At 42.7% G+C, this 24,275-nt stretch carries 12 protein-coding genes and 1 pseudogene; 12 read left to right on the forward strand and 1 reads right to left on the reverse strand.

Going from position 1 to position 24,275, the window contains the following annotated elements; all coding sequences use genetic code 11:
• The first annotated feature begins 29 nt into the window (after positions 1 to 29).
• The 8 genes from ACPD8L_RS00665 (at position 30) to ACPD8L_RS00700 (ending at position 16,864) form a co-directional block, all read left to right on the forward strand.
• Positions 30 to 1,394 carry a Gfo/Idh/MocA family protein gene (locus ACPD8L_RS00665; RefSeq protein WP_423941184.1) on the forward strand — a complete coding sequence of 455 codons (1,365 nt, stop codon included), beginning with the start codon at positions 30 to 32 and terminating at the stop codon, positions 1,392 to 1,394.
• A gap of 38 nt (positions 1,395 to 1,432) precedes the next feature.
• Complete coding sequence (locus ACPD8L_RS00670) at positions 1,433 to 4,381, forward strand: SusC/RagA family TonB-linked outer membrane protein (RefSeq protein ID WP_423941186.1); 2,949 nt, start codon at positions 1,433 to 1,435, stop codon at positions 4,379 to 4,381.
• A 19-nt stretch (positions 4,382 to 4,400) separates the two neighbouring features.
• Positions 4,401 to 6,059: a RagB/SusD family nutrient uptake outer membrane protein gene (locus tag ACPD8L_RS00675; protein ID WP_293299753.1), complete on the forward strand. Its 1,659-nt coding sequence runs from the start codon at positions 4,401 to 4,403 to the stop codon at positions 6,057 to 6,059.
• A gap of 61 nt (positions 6,060 to 6,120) precedes the next feature.
• Entirely contained in the window at positions 6,121 to 9,444 is a 3,324-nt protein-coding gene (locus ACPD8L_RS00680; RefSeq protein ID WP_423941188.1) for a VCBS repeat-containing protein, read from the forward strand.
• A gap of 59 nt (positions 9,445 to 9,503) precedes the next feature.
• Positions 9,504 to 10,787 carry a DUF3472 domain-containing protein gene (locus ACPD8L_RS00685; RefSeq protein ID WP_423941191.1) on the forward strand — a complete coding sequence of 428 codons (1,284 nt, stop codon included), beginning with the start codon at positions 9,504 to 9,506 and terminating at the stop codon, positions 10,785 to 10,787.
• A 213-nt stretch (positions 10,788 to 11,000) separates the two neighbouring features.
• Entirely contained in the window at positions 11,001 to 11,924 is a 924-nt protein-coding gene (locus ACPD8L_RS00690) for a dihydrodipicolinate synthase family protein (protein WP_423941194.1), read from the forward strand.
• Positions 11,925 to 12,014: 90 nt separating this feature from the next.
• A complete protein-coding gene (locus tag ACPD8L_RS00695) occupies positions 12,015 to 15,347 on the forward strand; it encodes a SusC/RagA family TonB-linked outer membrane protein (RefSeq protein ID WP_423941197.1) in 3,333 nt (1,110 codons plus the stop codon).
• A gap of 11 nt (positions 15,348 to 15,358) precedes the next feature.
• Positions 15,359 to 16,864: a RagB/SusD family nutrient uptake outer membrane protein gene (locus ACPD8L_RS00700; protein ID WP_423941199.1), complete on the forward strand. Its 1,506-nt coding sequence runs from the start codon at positions 15,359 to 15,361 to the stop codon at positions 16,862 to 16,864.
• A gap of 147 nt (positions 16,865 to 17,011) precedes the next feature.
• Here ACPD8L_RS00700 and ACPD8L_RS00705 read toward each other — a convergent pair whose 3' ends face one another.
• Positions 17,012 to 17,740: a FadR/GntR family transcriptional regulator gene (locus ACPD8L_RS00705; RefSeq protein WP_116219192.1), complete on the reverse strand. Its 729-nt coding sequence runs from the start codon at positions 17,738 to 17,740 to the stop codon at positions 17,012 to 17,014.
• Positions 17,741 to 17,928: 188 nt separating this feature from the next.
• Between ACPD8L_RS00705 and ACPD8L_RS00710 the strand changes: the two are divergent.
• The 4 genes and pseudogenes from ACPD8L_RS00710 to ACPD8L_RS00725 all read left to right on the forward strand — a co-directional run.
• Positions 17,929 to 18,066: pseudogene (locus tag ACPD8L_RS00710) on the forward strand (n-acyl-d-glucosamine 2-epimerase); the annotation flags it as partial.
• Positions 18,067 to 18,096: 30 nt separating this feature from the next.
• Positions 18,097 to 19,665: an exo-alpha-sialidase gene (locus tag ACPD8L_RS00715; protein WP_423942957.1), complete on the forward strand. Its 1,569-nt coding sequence runs from the start codon at positions 18,097 to 18,099 to the stop codon at positions 19,663 to 19,665.
• Positions 19,666 to 19,668: 3 nt separating this feature from the next.
• Positions 19,669 to 21,669: a family 20 glycosylhydrolase gene (locus tag ACPD8L_RS00720; protein ID WP_423941202.1), complete on the forward strand. Its 2,001-nt coding sequence runs from the start codon at positions 19,669 to 19,671 to the stop codon at positions 21,667 to 21,669.
• Positions 21,666 to 24,275 (forward strand): sodium:solute symporter family protein, encoded by a 2,610-nt coding sequence (locus ACPD8L_RS00725; protein WP_423941204.1) that lies wholly within the window; start codon positions 21,666 to 21,668, stop codon positions 24,273 to 24,275. The genes ACPD8L_RS00720 and ACPD8L_RS00725 overlap by 4 nt, the downstream gene beginning before the upstream one ends.

Genomic DNA, 24,275 nt, shown 5'->3' on the forward strand with positions numbered 1-24,275 from the left:
GCCAAATTTGGGTCAAACTAAATTAAAACATGAATTCAAGAAGAGGCTTTGTTAAGACAGCTGCTTTGGCTTCGGCCGGTATGGCCATGGTTCCAGAGACGGTTTTTGGGAAAAAGTTAAATATCTATGACGGCAAATTACGGCTGGCTTTCATTGGGGTGGGCCTTAGGGGTGCCAACCACTTGAACAATGCCCTTCAGAGGAAAGATGTTGAGATTACCGCCATTTGTGATATAGACCCCAAGCGTGTTGAGATTGCATTGGGAAAATTGTCTGAAGCAGGGTTTAAAAAGCCAAAGGTTTTTGGGGAAAACACACTCGATTATAAAAACTTACTGGAATTACAGGAAGTGGATGCCGTGATAATTTCAACCCCGTGGCTATGGCACACCAAAATGGCCGTTGATGCCATGGAGGCGGGTAAGTATACGGGCCTAGAAGTATCGGCTGCCAATACGCTTGAAGAATGTTGGGATTTGGTGAACACGCATGAAAGGACAGGAAGCCATCTGATGATATTGGAAAATGTGTGCTATAGAAGAGATATTCTGGCGGTTCTTAATATGGTGAAAAAGGATGTGTTTGGAGAAATGTTGCACTTTACCTGTGGCTACAAACACGACCTTAGAGGTGTTAAATTCAATGATGGTCAAACTGCATATGGCAAGGGTGTTGAATTTGGGGAAAAGGGTATATCTGAATCCAAATGGAGAACACAACACTCTTTGCTAAGAAATGCAGATGTATACCCAACCCATGGTTTGGGTCCCATTGCCGTAATGGCAGATGTCAATCGAGGGAACCGCTTTGTGTCCATGACATCGCATGCAACGAAAGGTGTTGGACTTCACAAATATATTGTGGACAACGGTGGGGAGAGCCACCCAAATGCCAAATTAAAATGGAAACAAGGAGATGTGATAACCTCCACCATTGAGACCGCAAACGGAGAGACGATTATTGTAACGCACGATGTAAACTCACCAAGACCCTATTCATTAGGGTTTACAGTCCAAGGGTCTAAAGGAATCACGGATTTTGACTATCACACCCGTAGAATTTATGTAGAAGGAGTCTCAAAAAGTCATTCTTGGGAAGAGATGGATACTTGGCTTAAGAAGTACGATCATCCGCTTTGGAAAAAATATGGGGAATATGCCATGGGATCAGGACACGGAGGGATGGATTTCTTTGTAATGAATGCCTTTGTTGAATCTGCAAAGCAAAACATAGCACCACCAATGGATGCCTATGATGCAGCCGCTTGGAGTGCAGTGACTCCATTATCTGAAGCATCAATTGAAAATAACGGGGAACCGCAGGATTTCCCTGATTTCACCAGAGGTATGTGGATCAAGCGCAAACCTTATAATTGGATTAAAGAAACCTTTTGAACTTAACAATCATCTGTTTACTAACTAAATAACTCTTTATGAAAAACCGCAAATTAATTTTATTAATTCCGCTATTTCTCTTTGCCATGGTTTCATGGTCACAAGAGAAGCCAATTACCGGTACTGTTGTTGACGGTACAGGACAGCCTGTTGTTGGTGCCAACGTATTGGTCAAGGACCAAGCGAAAGGCGCCGTAACGGATTTTGATGGAATGTTTACTATAGACAATGTAACCTCCGATGATGTTTTGGTAATATCTTCCATAGGATTTACCACTCAAGAAACACCAGTAGGAAACCGGACCAACATCACTGTTACGCTACAAGAAGATGTGAGTCAATTGGAAGAGGTGGTCGTAGTGGCTTATGGGACACAGAAAAGAGAGACGGTGACTTCGTCTTTGGTCAGTATTGACTCTGAAAAACTAAAAGATATAACCACTCCCGAGGTTTCCTCCATGCTACAAGGAAAAGCCGCGGGCGTTCAAGTGGCCGCCTCCAGTGGGTCTCCTGGTTCTGCTCCAAATATACTGATACGGGGTGTTGCATCCTTGAACGGAAACATTACTCCCTTATGGGTTGTGGATGGGGTGATCCAGCATGGGGTTCCTGTTATAAACCCAAATGATGTGGCCAACATATCCGTGCTGAAGGATGCTTCGGCAACGGCATTGTATGGGTCCAGAGGTGCCAACGGTGTGGTAGTGGTAACCACCAGAAGGGCTCCTTTGGGAGAAAAACCACAGATTCAAGTAAGTACCAAATTGGCCATCAATCAATTCAATAGCGGCCAGTTTGAGGTAATGGACTCACAGCAGTTGTATGATTACCACACTCAATTTGAAAATTCACAACCATGGTTTGATGAAAGCTTGTTGGGCAGGGACACAGATTGGGTAAAAGGGGGCACAAGGAATGCCTTGGTGAGGGATGCCAATGTATCCTTCACTTCTGCCACAGAATCTTTGAACTTGTTCTTGAACATGGGATATTACAATGAAGAGGGCACTGTAAGAGGAAATGAACTGGATAGGTATACCTTCCGTACTAATTTGGATTATAAAATCAACAAAAAACTGACCATAAAACCCAAGTTGGCGTTTAGTTTTGATAATAGGGACCGCATTGCTGAAGCTCCGTTGTATGAGCTATATCTAAACTTACCTTGGGATATACCTTTTGATAGTGAAGGAATTCCCGTAAATGCGCAGGATTCCCAAGACTGGTTGGGAAGGGACCAAAGAAACTACTTCTATGACCAACAGTGGAACTACTCTTCCAGGAATGACTTTAACTTCAGTACAAACTTTGACTTTGAATACCAGATTGTACCAAATTTAGTCCTTCATTCGACCAACAACTTTACGCTTTACAGAAGAAAAGACCTTCAGTATACAGACCCAAGGTCCAATTCAGGTTTGGCCAATGGCGGTACAATCCGAAATTTTTCGGCCAATAGAAATACCCGATTAACAACACAGATGTTGAAATACAGCAATGTTTTCAATGACAACCATACGGTAAGTGTTTTGGGCGGATATGAATACAACGATTATGAATACGAAGACTTCGGCGCCTCTGGAAATGGAATCATTGCGGGAGGTGAGATTCTCAATGCAGCCAGTGAGACAGGAGAGGTAGAAGGTCGTAAGAATGAATATGCCCTGCAATCCTTTTTCTTGGCTGCAGAGTATGACTACCAGAGCAAGTATTTTGCAAAAGCTTCCATTAGAAGGGATGGTGCCTCAAACTTTGGATTGGACAATCAATACGGTAATTTCTTTTCCATAGGTTTGGGTTGGAACGTTCATAAAGAGGATTTCTTTAATACCGATGTTTTCAACCAGTTAAAACTTAGGGCCAGTTATGGTTCGGTGGGTAACAGGCCATCATCATTATACCCTTACCAAGGAACATATAGGGTAAATACCCAGTATATTGGAACCCCAGGGGCCATATTGGACCAATTTGGAAATCCAGATTTGGGGTGGGAGAAGTCCTATGAGACCAACTTGGCCTTGGATACAAGGATTTTGGATGTTGTAAGCCTAACGTTTGAATATTACAACAAGAATACATCAGATCTACTCTATTTTGTGAGTCTCCCCGATCTTACCGGATTTCAAGGATTCTGGGAAAATGTAGGGGGGTTGACCAATAAAGGTTTTGAGGCTTCGGTTTCTGCCGATATTGTATCAAAACAAGACTTTAATTTCAATGTTGGTTTCAATATTGGGGTCAATAGAAATGAGATTACAGAGCTTTATGATGAACAAGAAGAGATACCGGTAGGTTCAAAAATCTTCAAGATAGGGGAAGATGCGGACACTTGGTACATCAGAAAATGGTTGGGTGTAGACCCGGATAATGGTCAGCCATTATGGGAAGTGGTGGACCCGGATACTGGGGCAAAGTCGGAAACAAGCGATTGGAATGAGGCTACCTTGCAAACAGTGGGCACTTCAACACCCGATTTCATTGGAGGGTTTAATACCAGTCTCAGGTATAAGAATATGTCTTTGACCTCCAACTTTAGTTTCTCCAAAGGAGGAACTTTGTACAATGCTTCCCGTGAACTGTTTGATTCTGATGGATTTTATTCAACGTTCAATCAAATGGTACTGGCCGATGGTTGGTCCAGATGGCAACAACCGGGCGATATTGCAACACATCCCCAAGCCATAGAAGGAGGAAACAACAATTCCAATAAGCGCTCTTCCAGATATTTGGAAGATGCGAGCTACCTAAGGCTGAACAATGTAACGCTCTCGTATAGTTTGCCCCAAAACATCCTGACCAAGTTGGGTGTAAGCAATGCCAACATCTATTTGGCAGGGGACAATCTATTTACCATTACTGACTTTACTGGGGTAGATCCAGTGGTCCGTGGTAATCCCGATGATGCCATTCCAGGATTATCTGGCTCGGTAAGTTTAACCTACCCCGTTCCAAGAAGATATGTATTGGGACTAAGCGTAACTTTTTAAAAAACTTAATTGCAACGTAATGAAAAGAATAATATATACTATTTTATCCGTTACCGCATTTGTGTTTTACTCTTGCGATATAGAGCGAAACCCATATGATCAAATAGCAGTTGATGATCTTTTTAGTGACCCAGGGTCCGTTACAACCGCCACAATAGGCAATTATGCCTTGTTGAAAGGTGATGTTGGCTACGATGGATGGGTAGATGACCTACATAGGATCTCAGAATATGCCGGTGATAATATAACCTTGAGCGGAGGTACAACAGACCATCTGTTTTTCCTCTACAACTACCAATCCATTGCCACAAACTCCAGGGTTGATAGGTTTTGGAGAAACTCCTACAAGATTGTTGTGGGCACAAACCTAATGATTGAAAAAATAGCCGAAGGCGAATCTGTTGAAGGAGATCAGTTGTTGGGCGAGAATTATTATTTGAGGGCATTGGTGTTCTTTCAAATGGGAAATGTTTTTGGAAGACCATATAACCAAGGTGGGGCAAACCCTTCCATTCCTTTGAAACTTACATCCGATACGGAAGATAGACCTGACAGGAGTACGGTTCAAGAGGTCTATGACCAAGTCATCAGCGATTTGTTGAAAGCAGAATCCTTGATGACCGAAAACAAAGGAGCATCCTTTGCGTCCAAGGAAGCGGCACAAGCACTACTGTCAAGAGTCTATTTATATATGGAGGACAACGCCAAGGCAGAGGAATATGCCGATAAGGTAATCAACTCTGGATTCTATTCCCTATTGCCCACATCGGAATTTTCCGAAATGAACAGATTAAAACCTGACCAAAATCCGGAAGCAATTTTTGCGGTTACCTTGAGCAGTTCGTCCGATTTGTTGGGACAGTGGGACGATTGGTACACCATTGGTTCGTTCTATGCCACGGTTGAAGGTACCGGTTGGGGAGAAATGTATGCCTCAAGATCATACTTGGACTTGATTGATGAAAATCCCGAAGATGCTAGAAAATCATTTATTGAACCTCAATATCTAACTGATGATGAAGAGGACAGGATACCGGCAGTGTATTGGGTAAATGAAGACTATGTATACCAATTTGCACAGACCACGGATACTGGTGGAACCATAACATTTGATTATGAGGACAGCAATTACACCTTGCAATCTGAGGATGTAGATGGCGAGACAGTATACTATTTTAACGGTCCAAGTGGTCGTCAAGATGTAATTTTTGATTTTGATTTGGAGAAACGGAACGGGCATCCCAAATTCTTTATTCTCAAAGCCTCCCTTCAGGAAGACGATTTGCATATGTGGTCGCCTACGGTATCCAGATTTGCGGAAATGTACTTGAACAAGGCGGAATCCTTGGCCAAGCGCAGTGCCGATCAAGATGCTTTGGATAACATCAACATCTTAAGGCAAAGAGCCGGAGTACCGGAATATACATTGGGCAACCTTCCCGATGGCAAGACCGTATTGGATGTGGTTTTGGATGAACGTAGGTTGGAATTGGCCTTTGAAGGCCATAGAAGATACGATGTGTACAGAAATGGACGTACCCTCAATAGAAGATATCCAGGGACACACTTGAACAATGCAAACCCATTTTTGGAAATACCGGCGACCCACCCAAGGGTAATCGAATTTATACCCGAGCAACAGATTATTCTACAACCATCATTGGAACAAAATCCATGATAAAATGCAACTCCCAGGAAAGGAACCTTGTCTCCTTTCCTAGGAGTTTTTTTAAAAGCCCATGAAGGTCAAAAGTCTAAAATATTGTGGTCTGGTCATTGGTTTCATGACAGTACTGTCCTGTTCCAAATCAATTAAGGATATACCACAAGGAAAACTCTTTTCCGAAATCCCATCGGAAGTTTCCGGTATAACCTTTACCAATAAGGTAATGGAGTCGGAAAAACTGCATTACTACAAATACCTGTATATCTATATTGGGGGAGGAGTGGCCGCTGCAGACTTCAACAATGATGGCTTACAAGACCTTTTCTTCACTTCCAACATTTATCACAACAAACTGTTTCTTAATAAAGGGAATTTTAAGTTTGAGGATATCACCATTGAGGCAGGAATTGAAAAAAGAGTCGGTTTTGACACTGGAGTTTCGGTAGCGGATGTGAACAACGATGGTTTCTTGGATATCTATATCAATAGGGCAGGCTGGTACAATGGCGAGCAAAAACTGGCCAATATGCTCTACATAAACAATGGAGACCTCACCTTCACTGAAAAGGCTGAAGAGTTTGGATTGGCAGATACCAACCGATCTATTTCCTCTACGTTTTTTGATTATGACAATGATGGGGATTTGGACGTGTACATAGCCAATGCGCCTTCTGGAATAGGGCATACAGGTAAGGTGTTGGATTTGGAAAAAATACAGAAGAGCAAGGAAACGGAAACCTTTAAAAGTAGCGATAGATTATACAATAATGACGGGAATGGTCATTTTACCAATGTATCCGAAGAGGCAGGTATCCTGCCCGAAGTTGGATTTGGTCTTAACGCCCAAGTCGGAGATTTGAACAATGATGGCTTGCTGGATATTTATGTGAGCAACGACTTTATAATGCCCGATTTTGCATACATCAACAATGGTGATGGCACCTTTACCGATAAAAAGGATGAACTGTTCAAACACATGTCCTATTACAGCATGGGGGCAGATATTGCAGATGTCAACAATGATGGTTTGCAGGACCTCTTGGTTTTGGATATGAGCCCTGAAGATTATGTAAGGTCCAAGACCACCATGTCAATGATGTCCATAGATCGGTTTTATACCATGATAGCCAATGACCATCATTACCAATATATGCACAATGTACTTCAGCTGAATAACGGAAAAGGAAATTTCAGTGAGATCGCACAACTATCCGGAGTCGCCAAAACAGATTGGAGTTGGTCCGCTTTGTTTGCAGACTTTGACTTGGATGGGTATGATGACCTTTATGTTACAAATGGGATTTATAGGGATGTGGTTGATAGGGATGTCAACAATGAAATCAACAAATACATCAACCAAAACAGGCAAAACCTAAAAGAAGAGGATTTTTACAAGTTTACCCAAAAACTGCCTCAACAAAAACTGACCAATTACCTCTTTAAAAATGAGGGTAATTTAACCTTCAACAATAAAACTGAAGACTGGTCGGATATGAAAGGTACATTCTCCAACGGTGCCGTATATGTAGATTTGGACAATGACGGGGACTTGGATATTGTGACCAATAACTTGGATGAGAAGGCCACACTTTTAAGAAATAACAGCAGGGAGCAAGGTAAGGGCAACTACCTACAAGTTACTTTTAATGGAGCCCCCAAGAACCGTTTTGGAGCAGGAACGAAGGTGACCCTTTATGGGCAAGATGGCAAGCATAGGGTAAAACAGCTCATTAATGCCAGGGGTTATCTTTCTTCAACCTCGAACAAATTGCATTTTGGACTTGGACCGATTGCCGAGTTGGACTCCGTTAAGATTACTTGGTTGGATGGTAAGGAACAAAAAATAGATGGAGTTAAAGCCAATCAACTCTTGCATGTAGATTATACCAATGCGAAAGACCCTACACATAGTCCTGTGGCCGGGAATGATGACACATTTTTTCTTGAAGAACCCTTTCCATATTCCCATGAGGAAAATGAGTTCAATGATTTTGATGTGCAATTGTTGCTGCCACACAAACTCTCACAGTTGGGGCCAGCGATTGCCAAAGCAGATTTGAACGGGGATGGTATTGATGATATTTTTCTGGGAGCTTCCCATAACAAAATAGCACAATTGTTAATTTCCAATACCGAAGGGAAGTATACTCCACAGCGAATCCAAGATTTTGTGGAGGATAGATCATATGAAGATGTATCTGCTTGCTTTTTTGATGCCGATAATGATGGGGACAAAGACCTGTACGTGGCAAGTGGAAGTTATGAGTTCACAGAAAATGCAGAACAACTGCAAGACCGACTCTATATAAATGATAAGGGCAACTTTAAACGAGCAAATTCAAAACTCCCCAAAATAAGTTCTGCCGCAGCTGTGGTTATTGCTTCGGACTATGATGGGGATGGGGATGAGGATTTGTTTGTGGGCAGCCGGGTAATTCCCGGAAAGTATCCCTATGCCCCAAAGAGTATTTTACTGATCAATGAGGGTGGGCAATTTAGGAATGCCATTTCGGAATTGGCCCCGGATTTGGAAGAAATAGGATTAGTCACCACTGCCCAATGGGGAGATATTGATAATGATGGGGACCAAGATTTAGTGGTGTCGGGAGAATGGATGGGTCTGGAAGTCTTTTTAAATGACCAAGGGCGACTTTCCAAGAACGAAAAATACGCAAACCTCTCAGGTCAAACAGGTTGGTGGAACAAGATTGCCTTGGAAGATTTGGACAATGATGGCGATTTGGACATTATTGCCGGGAATTTGGGGCTTAACTATAAGTTTCATGCATCTTCGGAAAAGCCATTTCATGTCTACACGAACGATTTTGATGAGAATGGCGTGGAAGACATTATGCTGGCAAAGTATTACAACGAAAAACTGGTACCTGTTCGGGGTAAAAACTGTACCTCTCAACAAATGCCCTATTTGAAAGAAAGAATAAAGACCTACCAAGAGTTTGCAAGTAGCGATTTACAGCACATTTTAGGGGAAGACATCACCAAGGCAATGCATTTGCAAGCAATTGAGTTTAGATCAGGCTACTTTATCAATAATGATGAACAGTTCCAATTTGTTCCCTTTCCTATTGAAGCTCAATTGAGTCCGATCAACAGTATAGTTTACCATGATTTTAATAAGGACTCCATCAAAGATTTGCTACTGGCCGGGAACAATTATGGGTCGGAAGTGGAAACCACTAGGGCAGATGCTGGTATTGGAGTGTTTTTGAGTGGACTGGGAGACAACAAATTTGCCTATCGGAACAATTTGAAAACAGGATTCTTTGCAAGTGGTGATGTTAAGGATGTGCAACTGATACACCATGGAACCCAAGAAGCTATTCTAATTGCCAATAACAATGCAGGCCATCAGTATTATAAAATAAAAAGTAACTAATTGTGAGCATCCCTAAAAAAATAACCCTAATCTATTACTGCCTTTTTTCATTTTTTGGAATGACGGTTTTTGCATGCCAATCAGATAATGGGGCAGTCTCCGTTGATCCACCTGAACAAGGCCTTGATTTTTCCGTAACCATTCCGGCAGGTGCCAATAGTTGGGTGATCAATGATACCGAAAGGGATGCTGAGGTCATATATGATACAGGAATACATAACTGGACCAGTCTTGACGATGTGATCCGTACCTACTTTAAAACGGAATCTCAAGGAGAGTTGCATCTGGGGCTTAACATAAAATCGCCCCAAGGCGAATCCAAGATAAAGGTAACAGTCGGGACCAAGTCCAAAGAAGTGGTTATCTCCAATAACGAATACAAAACCATTGAAGTAGGTAAGTTTGAGTTGGCGTCTTCTGGATACCACTACATAGAAATTCAGGGAATCAGTAAATCAGGGACTTATATTGGGGATATTAGTGACATTTTGATCGGAGGTCCGGCGGTAAGCTCCATAACCTTTGTTCCTACGGAAAATCAATACTTCGGCAGAAGAGGACCATCGGTGCATATGAGTTATGAAGAACCAGAGGGAAAGAACATACAGTGGTTCTACAATGAGGTTACCGTTCCAGAGGGAGAGGATATATTAGGGTCGTTTTTTATGGCCAATGGCCATGCCCAGGGCTACTTTGGCATGCAGGTGAACTCAGAATCGGAAAGAAGGATTTTATTCTCTATATGGAGTGCTTTCAGCACCGACGACCCTAACCAGATACCGGAAGATTATAAGGTGATAAACCTTGGAAACGGTAGTGGGGTCACTGTTCAGGATTTTGGAAATGAAGGATCGGGAAAACAAAGTTTTAAGGCGTTTGATTGGAAGGCAGGGACTACCTACAAGTTTTTGTTGAAAGGGGAGCCCTCCACGGATAATTCAACGGACTACACGGCATATTTTTATGCCCCGGAGATAGGGGAGTGGCAATTGATTGCCAGCTTGCGAAGACCCAAAACATCAACTTTCTTAAAACGACCACACTCTTTTTTGGAAAACTTTGTGCCCAGTACGGGGTTCATTGCCAGGGAAGTGCAGTTTGGGAATCAATGGGTATATACCACGGAAGGGGATTGGATTGAATTGGCTAAGGCAACCTTTACCGCAGATGCAACAGCTTCCCAAGGCCATAGATTGGACTATATTGGAGGAACTCAAGGAGACCATTTTTTCTTGAAGAACTGTGGCTTTTTTAATGGCAGTGTGGGAGTGGGCACATCATTTGTCCGTACTTCTTCCCAAGAAGCTCCCAATATTGACTTTTCAAACTTGGAACTCCCTTGATATACAGAATTTAAAAAAGGTGATTTATTTTTTAATTGTTTGAGTTAGTTTAATGAGTAGGGCCTCTGATTTTCTTCAGGGGCTTTATTCATATAGACCATTTTTGCGCTATATCTGTATGGTAATTGAATAACTGAGTAGTAAGATAATCTAACTTTTTATTTGATAGATTATAAAAATTACGTTATTTAGCATATGTAATACATAATACATATGAAGAATTTAATAGCAGCTACTTACGCTCCGATGCAGAAGGATAAATCTTTGAGCTTGGATATCACAAAAGAGTATGCAAAATATTTAAGGAATAATGGGGTGAGCGGAGCATTTGTCAATGGTTCAACCGGTGATTTTACATCATTGAGCACCATGGAGCGCAAACAATTAATAGAAGCCTGGGCCAAAAATAAGCCAGAAGGATTTTATCTGATCAACCATGTGGGGCATACCAATTTACGTGAATCCAAGGAATTGGCCGAACATTCATCTGAAATGGTGGATGCCATTGCGGCTTTACCTCCTTTTTACTTTAGGCCTAAAACAATGGATGATTTGCTTCATTATTGCGAAGAAGTAGCACTATCCGCTCCCAATATTCCCTTCTATTATTATCACATACCGGTATTGACAAGGGTAGATTTTTTAATGGCCGATTTTTTGGAAAAGGCAACGACCAATATCCCAAATTTTGCAGGAATCAAATACACCAATGATCATATACAAGATTTCGGTAAATGCTTAAAGTTTGATTCCCAAAAAATAAAACTCTTCTTCGGGATAGACGAAAAATTTTTGGATAGCCTGATAGCTGGAGCCACAGGATGGGTGGGTAGTACCTATAATCATTTGGCTCCATTATATATTGAGATTGCTTCCAGTGTATCCCAGGGTAAAATGGAAAGAGCGGAACATCTGCAGAAAAAGGCAATCGCTTTTGTAGAGACCCTTGAATCCTTAGGCGGGTTTCATGGTGGAAGCAAGAGCTTTATGAAACACTTTGGATTGGATATGGGCCCCAGTCGTTTTCCACATAAGGCCTTTAATGAAGAAAAGCTTTCCAAGGCAATGCACCTTTTTGAAGAAATGGACATTATTGGGTACATGTCCAAGCCATTTTACCATGACCCAGTACTTTAGTCAAACTTTTTTTCATGAATTATGTTATACATAATACAAAAATTAATATATTCGCCTTCATAACACTTAGATAATCAAACTTTAAAATCTATGAAACTCTCAAACTATGTAGAAAAATGCACAAGGAGCAATTTGTGGGAGTGCCCTTGGAAAAAGGGAAGACTTACTCATTTTTTCCTTTTTACTTTGTTAAGCCTGTTTTCGTCCACTATGTACGGTCAGGAAGTACGGGTAACCGGTAATGTAACAGGTACGGATGGTGTTCCCTTGCCGGGAGCCACCGTTTTGGTGAAGAACACTTCAAATGGTACCCAAACAGACTTCGATGGAAATTACGTCATTGAAGCAAGTTCTGGTGATATTTTGGTGTTTAGTTATATTGGGTTTACTACCCAAGAAATTACGGTTGCCAACCAAACCAACATCGATGTGATTCTAGCGGAGAACACAGCTATGCTGGATGAAGTGGTGGTGACAGGATATGGTAGCCAGTCAAGGTCTACATTAACCTCGTCTGTGGCAAAGTTGGACACCCAAGTTTTGGAAAGTGCCACACGTTCCAATCCGGCCACGGCCTTACAAGGAACTATTGCCGGTTTACGGGTGACCAATACCACGGGGCAACCTGGATCTACTCCAGAAATTGTACTACGTGGAGGAACCAATTTTAGTGGTAGTGACTCACCACTTATTTTGGTCGATGGAGTTCCCAGTTCTTTTTATGCCTTAAACTCAGATGATATTGAGTCGATGGAGGTCTTAAAAGATGCGGCGGCCACGGCCATTTATGGTGCACGATCGGCCAACGGGGTTATTTTGATCACCACCAAGTCGGGTAAATCAGGTAAGTCCTCCATTAATTATAAGTACAGATACAGTATAAACAAGGAGCGGAACGACCAAAAGTATATTGGTGCGGCAGATCATATCAATTACAATAGGCAATCAGTGGCTTGGTATAGGGAGGCGACGGGTGATCCCGGGGCATTCAGTGCCTTTTTGGACGGTAACCATAGTGCGGCCACAGGGAACAATGCCACAAATGACCCCTTTACCACACAATTGTTGACCTCAGATAATCAATACCTCCTTAATCAGCCAGGATGGCAATCCATTCCGGATATTTTAAATCCTGGTCAACAGATTCTGTTTTATGACAATAAGGAAGTAGGGGACCGGATTTATCAAACCAGTGAATCCAAGGATCATTATATATCCTTTGATGGAGGCAACGAAAAGGGCACATACTATTTAGGATTGGGTCTTTTGGACAACGATGGACTTACATTGGGCACAGGTTTTAAAAGGTATTCCGGAAAGTTTAGTGGATCCTATAAGATCAGTGACAGGGTAAAGATAAACTCCAACATTTTATATTCACACTCCAATTTAAGCCTAGGAGGATTAGGTAATGAAGATACCGTGTTCAGAAGGTTCCAAGGACAGGCTGCAACTTCCAGGACCTATGATAGTAACCCTGATGGAACCTGGTCTGATCAGTATGCGCCAGGGCAGAACCAAGGCTTTGGAAACCCTTTGTATTATCAGGATAAGTTTGTCAGAAAGAACTTGGAACAGCGTTTAACAGCTTCAGTAGGCCTCGATTGGAATCCTTTGGATGAATTGAAGCTCTCTTTGAACGGAAGCCACTTTACCATAAATGATCACAACGAGAGTTTTAACAAGGCCTACAGGGTTGGTAGCAACACAGGACCTTTACGTACCGGTAGAGAAGCCAGCGTTAGTTTGAATAGGACCTTGAGGAATCAGCTGACAGGTACTTTAAACTATATCGAAAGCTTTGGGAACCATAATGTCAATGCTTTGGTTGGGGCGGAATATTATAAGGACAATATTTTCCTTTCCGGGGCGGGGACAAGGAATTCCCCAACGGATTTGATCCAAACACTCAATGCAGGGGCAGAGGCGAATGGAATACCTTCAACCTTTGAATCGGAGCAAGTTATTGTATCGACTTTTGGAAGGTTGTTGTACGATTATGACAATAAATACTTGGTCGGCTTTACATTCAGAAATGATGGGGCCTCAAGATTGGGGAACAATAAATTTGGGTTCTTCCCTGGAGCATCCCTTGGTTGGAACGTACACAACGAAGACTTCTTTCAAAATTCGGGACTGGGCAAGACCATATCTGTATTAAAACCAAGATTAAGCTATGGTGTCAATGGAAATGTTAGCTCCCTGACCCCTCCTGGTCAACGCGATTATACAGGAAACTATGTGGTTTTTGGGTCATATAGTGGCCAAGGTGTCTACAATGGGCAAACAGGTTATGCCAATTCAGGTTTGCCAACCCTTGATTTAGCTTGGGAGCGTTCCACTACTTTAAACGCAGGTTTGGATTTATCCTTGTTCAACAGTCGTTTAAACTTGATCATGGATGTCTATTCCAGGGATATCAAGGATAAGATTGCAAACTTGACCTTGCCCTATTATACAGGTTTCAGTTCCATAAGAACCAACAATGGAACTTACAGAAACAAAGGGATAGAGCTTCAGATAAATGGAGATGTCATCAGAAAAGATGATTTTACTTGGAATTTAGGGGCTACCATCACGTCCAACAAAAATTATGTGGTGGAGTTACCTGAAAATGACAATGATCTGAACAGACAGGGAGGAACCTTGATTTGGAATCCTGAAACAGGTCAGGAAGAATGGGTCGGTGGACTTCAGGAAGGGCAACGTTATGGGGGTGATTTGGTAGTGGCCTTCGAACAGGAGTCCATTTACGCCAATCAGGCCGAGGCGGATGCCGATAATGGCATTACCGACGAGTATGTGCCCGGGGCCAGCCGCAACCAAAGATGGGCAGGTGATGTAAAGTGGGTCGATCAAAATGGGGATGGTGTAATCAATAACCTTGACAGAAAGGTAATAGGGCGTACCACACCAGATTTTATCGGAGGATTCAACACCAGTCTTACTTACAAAAACTTTAGCCTGTTCGTACAAACGGATTTTGCCACAGGACACTTAGTGTGGAACCATATCAGGAACAAAGGGTATGCACAGACGCAGGGTAACTTGGAACAACCCATCGAGGTCTTGGATTCATGGACACCTAACAATACCGATACCGACTGGCCCCGTTTTGTTTTTGTAAATGGTACCAAGAACGTTTGGAGAGGAAGCGAGAGCGTAGGAAGTTTACAGACCGAAGGCAACGAAAAGTTTTGGGAAAAAGGAGATTATTTGGCCTTAAGGGAGGTAACGTTGACGTACAATGTCCCTACTGAGTATTTTAATGATGTGATCAAAAGGTTGAGCATCAACGTAACAGGGACCAACCTACATTATTTCAAGAGCATGAGCGGGGATACCCCTGAGGTTGGTGGCGTGCAGTACGGTGAATTTCCAGTACCCAAAACCATTACCATTGGACTTAACGTAACATTTTAAAAAAGACAGAAATGAAAAAGTATATCATAATATTAACAGTGGTGTTGGGCCTCTTTGCTTGTGAAAGCGAATTGGAACTGGTAGCACCAAGTGAACTGACAGTGGCTGGATTTTGGGATACCGAAGAAGGTGCTAGAACGGCCCATACGGGAATGTTTGCAGATTTAAGGGATGCGACCGGAACGCTATGGTTGCTTGGAGAAATACGAAGCGATGTCTGGGGCGGTAGGACCTATGAGTCACCGGCAAACGTGTCATTGATAGAATCGAGCTTTACGGTCTCAACCGCTCCTTTTGGAGGTTGGGCGGGGCTATACACCCAGATTCATCGGATCAATGACTTTTTGATCAATGTGCCGGGAATAGATTTTGTCAATGAATCCGATAAAGATCATCTAATTGGTCAAGCCTATGGATTAAGGGCATTGTATTACTATGCTTTATTGAAAGCCTGGGGTGATGTACCTATCATTTTGGAACCTTTGGCAACCGTTGATCCAGCCGGATTAAGTAGGGAAAGGTCGTCTCAAAGTGATGTTATGGCCCAAATAAAATCCGATATTGAAGCTTCGTTGAACGCTTTTGGTTCGGACAATAGTTTTTGGGCGGGCAACAAGAATTTTTGGAGCAAGGCGGCCACCTTGGCGCTCAAAGGCGATGTGTATATATGGTCCGGGAATTTAATGGGAGGTGGAAATGCCGACCTTACCGAGGCCAAAACGGCTTTACAGCAAATCGCCTCTTTTGGAATAAGTCTGGAACCCAGCATTGATAATCTGTGGGGGGTGCCAAACGAAGGAAACAGTGAGTTTATTTTTGCTGTTCAGTACCAACGCGATGAAGCCTCCAACATTTATAACAGTTTTACAGGGAGAAGTACGGAAATCAACCCCCAGTTCAACGCTGCGGGAGAATCCATGGCCGATTTTATTATTGCTGGGGCCAATAGATATGGACAATCCGAGAAAACCATTTTGTTGTTGGATGACAATGATGATGCCCGAAAGGATGCAACGTTCATTAGATTGTATACAGATGACAATGGCGGAGCCGGTTATCCCACCTATAGCGAACCAACATATTTTGGGTCCATATTTAAAAAGTTTTTGGGCCAAGTAGATGGCTCTGAACGAATTTTTGAAAATGATGTGCCATTGTACAGATATGCCGATGTACTCTTATTATTGGCCGAAGCCAAGAACCTCCTTGGGGAAGACCCCTCTGGGGAAATCAACCAAATACGTCAAAGAGCTTATGGCGAAAATTATGAACCTGGTACCCATGCCTATGTGAATGGCTCCCAAACCGATAATGCCAATGCTATTTTGAACGAGCGTTATAAGGAGTTTATAGGTGAGGGAAAACGTTGGTGGGATCTAAGGCGAGCAGGAGACAGCTTCGTGATAGACAATGTAAGTTTTCTTAACTCTGGCGATGAGTATAAATTAATATTGCCCATTTCTGAAGATATGATAGGTAGGAATCCATTGTTGGATCAAACACCTGGATGGCAGTAAAATCTAATTGATTGTTTTGAGTTAGTTAGTTTAGTTCAAGAGAAAAGGCCCGATAGTAGTCGGGCCTTTTTGTGTTTTATGATTTAAATCCCAACGGGATATCAATGGTCTCCAGTTTTCTTGGCCCTCTGTTTTTTAGAAGAGGTGTTACTTTTTTCCGTTTTTGAAAATATGGTCAAAATGGGGCTCTAAATGTCTTCGCATGGCATTTCTAAACGTTTCGGGAGTACCCACTTTCAGATTGTCCAAAAGCATTCTATGGGTCACGAATGTACCCTTTGTGTAGTGATACTCGTCCAAATCGCGATCCTTGGTCTCTTTCAAATAAACATATTCAAAAACAGGTAACAGTAGACCTTGGAACCTTTGCAGCGTATCATTTTTGGAAATCTGATAAAGTTTCCCATGAAAGGCAACTTCCTTGTCCAAAGAAAATCTGGCCTTCCCTGTACTGGTGGCTTCTTCCGCTTCCACTATTTCCTCCAGTTCATCAAGTTCTTTCTGGGTCTTGTGCTCAAAAAGAAAGTCGGCCATACCCATTTCAAGGATCATCCGAAGCTCAAACAGATTTTTTAAGGTCTTCGTGCCCAATAGGGTAGGGTCCATGATCCGCTCAAAATTGTTGATGATATCGGGTTGCTTTAAAATCATTCCCCGATGCTTTTTGGATTCGATCAATCCCAAGGTTCGTAATCGCAACAGAGCTTCCCGAACAACGGTTCTGCTGACCCCAAGGTTGGTGGCAAAATCCAATTCCTTGGGAATGGGATCGCCAGGGCCAAGATTATTTTCTTTGAAAAATTCCAAAAGCCTTAGTTCTACCTTATCAACTAATGAAAGGGTGTCTACTGGCTTTAACTTCTTTAATCGCTCCATAAAGCTTTTGGTTAACGGTAACGGGAATTCAAACAATTGGCGAATTTCCATAACTCGCCACGATATAAACATAACATCTTTTCCCGCTATAGTGGCAAAGATATTTAAAATATATTGTATATTTGTATTATGTCATACATATTATGAAATATTCAGAGACTTATAAAAATGCACTTTTTGGAGAGTAGTTCGGATATTTAAACCGGCAGGGAAAACCTCATATAATGCCCAAGGGAGGAAAGTGGAAAGGTTGTTTTCATGTACCGAGGGCCCTGTATCAATGCTGGAAAACATTTGAAAGAATAGAAAACAAAGAAAATAAATAATCAATGGGATTGGTGAAGAATAAACTCGGGATGACAGTTACGGCCCTTGCATTGGCAGGTATTATATCATGTGGACAAAAAAAGGATGCCGGAATCCAAATAGAAACACTGCAGCCAACTATGCCTGTCTTGGCCAAGAAGGAACGGAATGCGATTTTACGTATGGGCATAAGCTTGACCGATACTTTGGAAAGTAGGCAGCTGGAAGCCTTTACATTTTCATTGGAAGGTATCACGGATATCAATGATATTGCCGAGGCAAGAGTTTTATACAGTGAAACCGGTAACAAGGAAGAGGAAACTGTTTTTGGTACGATCGCAAAACCAAAAGCAACATTTACCATCACCGGGAGTAGTCCCATACGGTCCGGTGAACATAATTTTTGGTTATCTGTTGAATTGAAGGACACCCCGGAATTGACCCATAAAATAAATGCTGGGCTTGTATCTATTAAGCTTGCCGACGGAACAGAGGTAAGCCCTAAAATTACTTCTGGGATGGGCCCCCAGCGTATAGGAATTGCCCTTAAGCAAGCAGGTGAGGACAATATTGACACTTACCGCATTCCCGGTCTGGCCACCACGAATAAGGGAACCTTGATTGCGGTGTACGATAATAGGTATAATGACCCAGTGGATCTTCAGGAAGATATTGATGTTGGTATGAGCCGAAGCACGGATGGAGGGCAAACGTGGGAACCTATGAAAGTTATCATGGATATGGGAGAGTACGGAGGTCTATCCGAAGATCAGAACGGTATTGGAGATCCCGCAGTGCTTGTAGACAAAAACACAAATACCATTTGGGTGGCGGCCCTTTGGCTCCATGGTCATCCGGGAGAGCGTGCGTGGAATGCTTCCCAGCCTGGAATGTCACCAAAGGAGACAGGCCAATTGATTTTGGTAAAAAGTGAAGATGATGGGGTTACTTGGTCCAAGCCCATCAATATCACATCCATGACCAAGAAACCAGAATGGCAATTGTTTTTCAATGGGCCGGGCTCTGGTATAACGATGGAGAACGGGACGTTGGTCTTTGCCGCACAGTACAAGGACAAGGATAGGATACCGCATTCCACTATCATCTACAGTGAAGATGGTGGTCAATCTTGGATTGTTGGAACAGGGGCAAAATCAGAAACTACCGAAGCGCAAGTGGTGGAAATCTCCAATGGGGTTCTTATGCTGAACATGAGGGACGATAGAAATCGGGCCAATCGAAACGATTCCATCAATGGTCGTTCCGTGGCCATAAGTACTGACATGGGTAAAACATGGGAAGAACACCCCACTTCCCGAGAAGCATTGATTGAACCCAATTGTATGGCAAGTATCTTGGCATACGAACACCCTGAACGGGGAAAAATCCTATTCTTTTCAAACCCCAATTCAAAGACCAAACGGAACCATATCACCATAAAGACCAGTTTCGATGGAGGAATGAGCTGGCCCGAGAAGAACCAACTAGAGCTTTATGAAGAGGGAACATATGGTTATTCTTGTCTTACCATGGTTGATGAAGACCATATCGGAATTCTTTATGAAGGAGTCAAGGAGCTGTATTTCCAAAAGATTCCGATTTCGGATTTGATACAATAAACCATGGAGCGATTGAAAAAAGGTTATACCCTGTGTTGGATATTAACTTCCTTATTGACTACCAACGTAGTATGTTCACAGAGTTTTCAGTCTAAGTTCACCGTTGAAACACTGAATAATGCTCCTGTAAAATTGATTCCCTTTCCGCAGAAGGTCGAATGGGGTAAAGCAGTACGAACGATTTCATCTTTTCGAGTGGAGGCCGATTCGATTTTGCCTAAATCCATTCAGTCAGAGTTGGAATCTATTTGTAATGACACGGGAATCCTGAGGGATAGCAAGGCCAAGAACGTAATACATTTCCATAAAGACCCTTCCCTTCCAGATGAAGGATATGATCTCACTGTTACGGAAAAGGCAATTCATATTACCGCTGCTACAGAAAAAGGCCAGTTTTATGCCCTACAGACCCTAAGACAATTAATTTCCCATGTCGATGGCGACATTTTGCTCAAGCAATGTGCTATCTCAGATTGGCCTGCCTTTTCCATAAGGGGCTATATGTTGGATGTGGGTAGAAATTTTCAAAGTATCCAATCGCTCAAGGAACAATTGGATGTGATGGCGAGGTACAAATTGAATACCTTCCAATGGCATTTGACCGATAGACCGGCATGGCGCGTTGAAAGTAAGGTCCATCCAGAACTCAATGACCCCAAAAACCATAGACCTTCGCGAGACCCCGGCATGTTCTATACCTATGCTGAAATACGAGATCTTATTGAATATGCCGCTGAACGACAGATACAGGTTATACCGGAAATAGATATGCCTGGGCATAGTGATGCCTTCACAACGGCTACCGGACATAAAATGGAGTCAAGGGAAGGGATTAAAATTCTTGAAAGGATTTTGGAGGAATTCTTTAATGAGGTTCCCAAAAGCTACTGTCCAATCCTACACATTGGTTCTGATGAAGTTGAGATAGAGGACCCCAAAGGATTTATGGACCACATGGTGAACTTTGTTCGGAACCATGACAGGGAGGTCATGGTTTGGAACCCGGGACTGGAAGCCGATAATGATGTTATCCGTCAAACTTGGAAACCTGATTTTGTAGATGAAAAGGGATACAGGGAAGTAGATTCTTGGAACAATTACATCAATAATGGCGATCCGTTCATCCATATCCCAAAACTTTTCTTTAAGCCCATCGGAAATGGTTCAAAAAATAAAATATTGGGAGGAATCATTTGCTTATGGCCCGATGTCAATCTCAATGAAGAGCAAGAGGCCATCACTACCAATCCATTGTATCCTTCCCTGCTCACCTACGCATGGACCACTTGGACCTCCGATGTACAGAAAGCCTCAAAGGAGTATTTGACCATGGTACCTACAAAAGGAACGGTTGAAAATGAGTATTTTGATGCGTTCGAGAAATTCTTGATGCACCACAAGGAAGCTTATTTTAAGGATAAGCCCTTTCCCTATGTGTCACAGGCCAATACGGTTTGGGAACTATCGGGACCCATGGAGACTGCCCAAAAAAGTAAGGTCAAGAAGCTGGCATCCGGAAATACGGTCTATATCCGCGATCGTTTTAAACAGGGAGGCCAGTTTCCAGAGGCCCAACCCGGGGAAACCTATGTTGCAAAAACATATGTTCACTCCAGTAAAGAACAGGAAGTAGATGCCTGGATAAGTTTTGAAACTCCATATAGGGCCAATAGGGTATATTCGGGTATTCCCCAAAGGGGAAAATGGGATGCGAATGGGGGTACAGTTTTGTTGAATGGACAGCCTCTGCCATCACCAGAATGGAAGAATCCCGGATGGAAACCATCCAAGACGGAAGGTTGGGGCACATCCCAAGATCAGGAAACACCATGGGAAAAAGAAGAACTGTATTGGACTAGGGAGCCCACCAAAGTGCATTTAAAAAAAGGATGGAACGAAGTGAAGATAAAAGTGCCTGGGACCAATTCATATCAAAACTGGATGTTCACTTTTGCCATATTGGAACAAGGAATAAAATTTTCCACTAAACCGGTTACCGAATGAAAAGAATAGTCGTCCATGTATTGATTGCAACCGTTTTATTGTTTGGAAGTAATGTCAGGGCACAGCAGTTAGCGGATAAGGTCAAAATTGAAGAAGGAGTTGCATTGCCCTCAACATTGCAAGGTGAAACCGCTTTGGGATACGCTGGAATGTTGGGAGGCCAACTGGATGATGTGATTTTGGCCGCTGGTGGGGCCAATTTTCCCAATGGACGACCGTGGGAGGGAGGTGAGAAAGTATGGAGCGATGACATCTACCTTTTTGAAAACGGAGTTTGGCATATTGCTGAAGAGAAATTGCCAAAACCATTGGCATATGGGGCATCGGTACAATTGCCCAGTGGTATCTTATGCATTGGCGGCGAAAATGCAAGTAATACCAGTAATTTGGTTTTTCTGATGGGATATGACCCAGATAGCAGAAAAATCACTTTTGCGGATTATCCACCTCTTCCTGAACCCCTGTCCTATACCGCAGCAGTCTTTGAAGGAGGATATGTGTATGTAGCTGGAGGGAAAAACGATGACAGAAGTACCAATGCTTTTTACCGTATGTCATTGGAATCAGAAAAGTGGGAAAAGCTGCCTGACTTTCCGGGGGAACCACGTGCACTGCATGTGGCATTGGTTCAAGAAACCCAGCACTCCCGAAAACTCTTTCTCATTGGAGGCCGAAACCAAATTTCAGGTCAAAAATCAACGCCATTGACCTCTTTTGTCTCTTATGACCTTGGTAGTGGTACATGGCAGGAAGAAGGCAATATTGCCATTGATGGAAAGCCAAGGGTTGTCATGGGCGCATCAGGGCAAGCAATAGGTTCCATGCATCTTTTGATCTATGGGGGGTCGGATGAACTCCTATTCAACAAGTTGGAAGAGATTGCCTTGCAGGTTCCTTCGGAACAAAACGATTCCATTGCTAGAGGAATGATTCGAAAAAGAGACTCCATTTTGAACAACCACCCTGGATTTTCAAAAGAGATATTGGCCTATAACACCATAACCCAAACGTGGTTTGTGTACGATACGTTGCCCCGACCCCTTCCTGTAACGGCCCTTTCTTTCCCAATGACCGAAAATCAGGGGCTTAGAATTGTTTCGGGCGAAGTTTCCCCGGGCATCAGGACACCAAAGGTGCAAACCCTGAGATTGGGCGAAGCTGCCAATCCATTTGGGACCACAAATTATATAGTACTGATAGCCTATTTAATGTTATCCTTATTGATAGGGGTGTATTTTTCCTATAAACAAAAGTCGACCAACGACTATTTTATTGGTGGAGGACGTATTCCTTGGTGGGCCAGTGGACTCAGTGTTTTTGGAACGCTGTTGAGCGCCATTACGTTTATGGCCATACCGGCAAAAGCATTTGTCACGGATTGGTCATTTTTTATGCTGAATATGACAGCAATCATCATCACACCGGTAATAGCAATGGTGTTCATTCCTTTTTTCAATCGACTTAAGATTACCACGGCCTATGAATTTCTGGAAGAGCGTTTTAACTACTTGGCAAGGGCCTTTGGTAGTCTATCGTTCATTCTATTCCAGTTTGGGAGAATAGGGATTGTACTTTTATTGCCTTCGTTGGCGATAACCATTGTAACGGGAATCCCTGTGGAAACCTGTATTCTCATCATGAGTTTGCTTTGTATCGTGTATACGGCTTTTGGAGGTATCGAAGCTGTGATTTGGACGGATGTGATGCAGGTCATTGTTCTTTTGGGGGGAAGTATTTTGGCTGTGGTCTGGATACTGCTGAATACCGAGGCTTCTTTTGGGGAGATGGTTTCCTATGCTTCGGAAAGGAACAAGTTCAATATAGCCAATATGGATTTTGATTTTACGACCGCTACCTTTTGGGTCGTTACCATTGGTGGATTGGCGTCGGCTTTGGTCACCCAAGGAACCGATCAGACCATAGTACAGCGCTATTTGACCAGTAGCGATGTAAAAAATTCCAAGAAAACCCTGTATACCAATGCGGTATTGACCCTTCCGGCAACCATTATTTTCTTTGGATTGGGAACCTTACTCTTCATTTTTTACTCGGAAGCCCCGGAACGATTGTCCCCTAGCATTTCAAACAATGACTCCATTTTTCCATGGTATATTGTCAGGGAACTTCCCGTTGGGGTATCAGGGCTGTTGGTGGCAGGTATTTTTTCTGCAGCAATGAGCAGCATAAGCAGTAGTCTTAATTCAGTATCCACTGCTTTTTGTAATGATTTCTATAAACGTTTCAACAATGACGTTCCTGACAGAAAACTACTGAAGATTGCACGTATTGCAACCGTGCTCACCGGTCTTGTGGGCATGGTATTGGCCCTTTGGATGGCCAATTCCAATATCAAATCCCTTTGGGATGAATTCTATCGCTATCTAGGGTTGTTTACTGGAGGTTTAGGGGGGATGTTTCTCTTGGGGATTCTTACCAAAAGGGCCAATGGTGTTGGCACCCTCCTTGGATTGGTATCCAGCGCCGTATTGATATGGTACATAAGCGCATATACCGAAATCAGCTTCTTAATGTATGCTTTTTTTGGTATGGTGTCCTGTTTCGTTTTGGGCTACATTTTTAGTTTGGTGTTCAAAGAAGAGAATTGA

Source organism: Flagellimonas algicida (assembly GCF_049629585.1).
In the GTDB taxonomy this organism is placed as follows: domain Bacteria; phylum Bacteroidota; class Bacteroidia; order Flavobacteriales; family Flavobacteriaceae; genus Flagellimonas.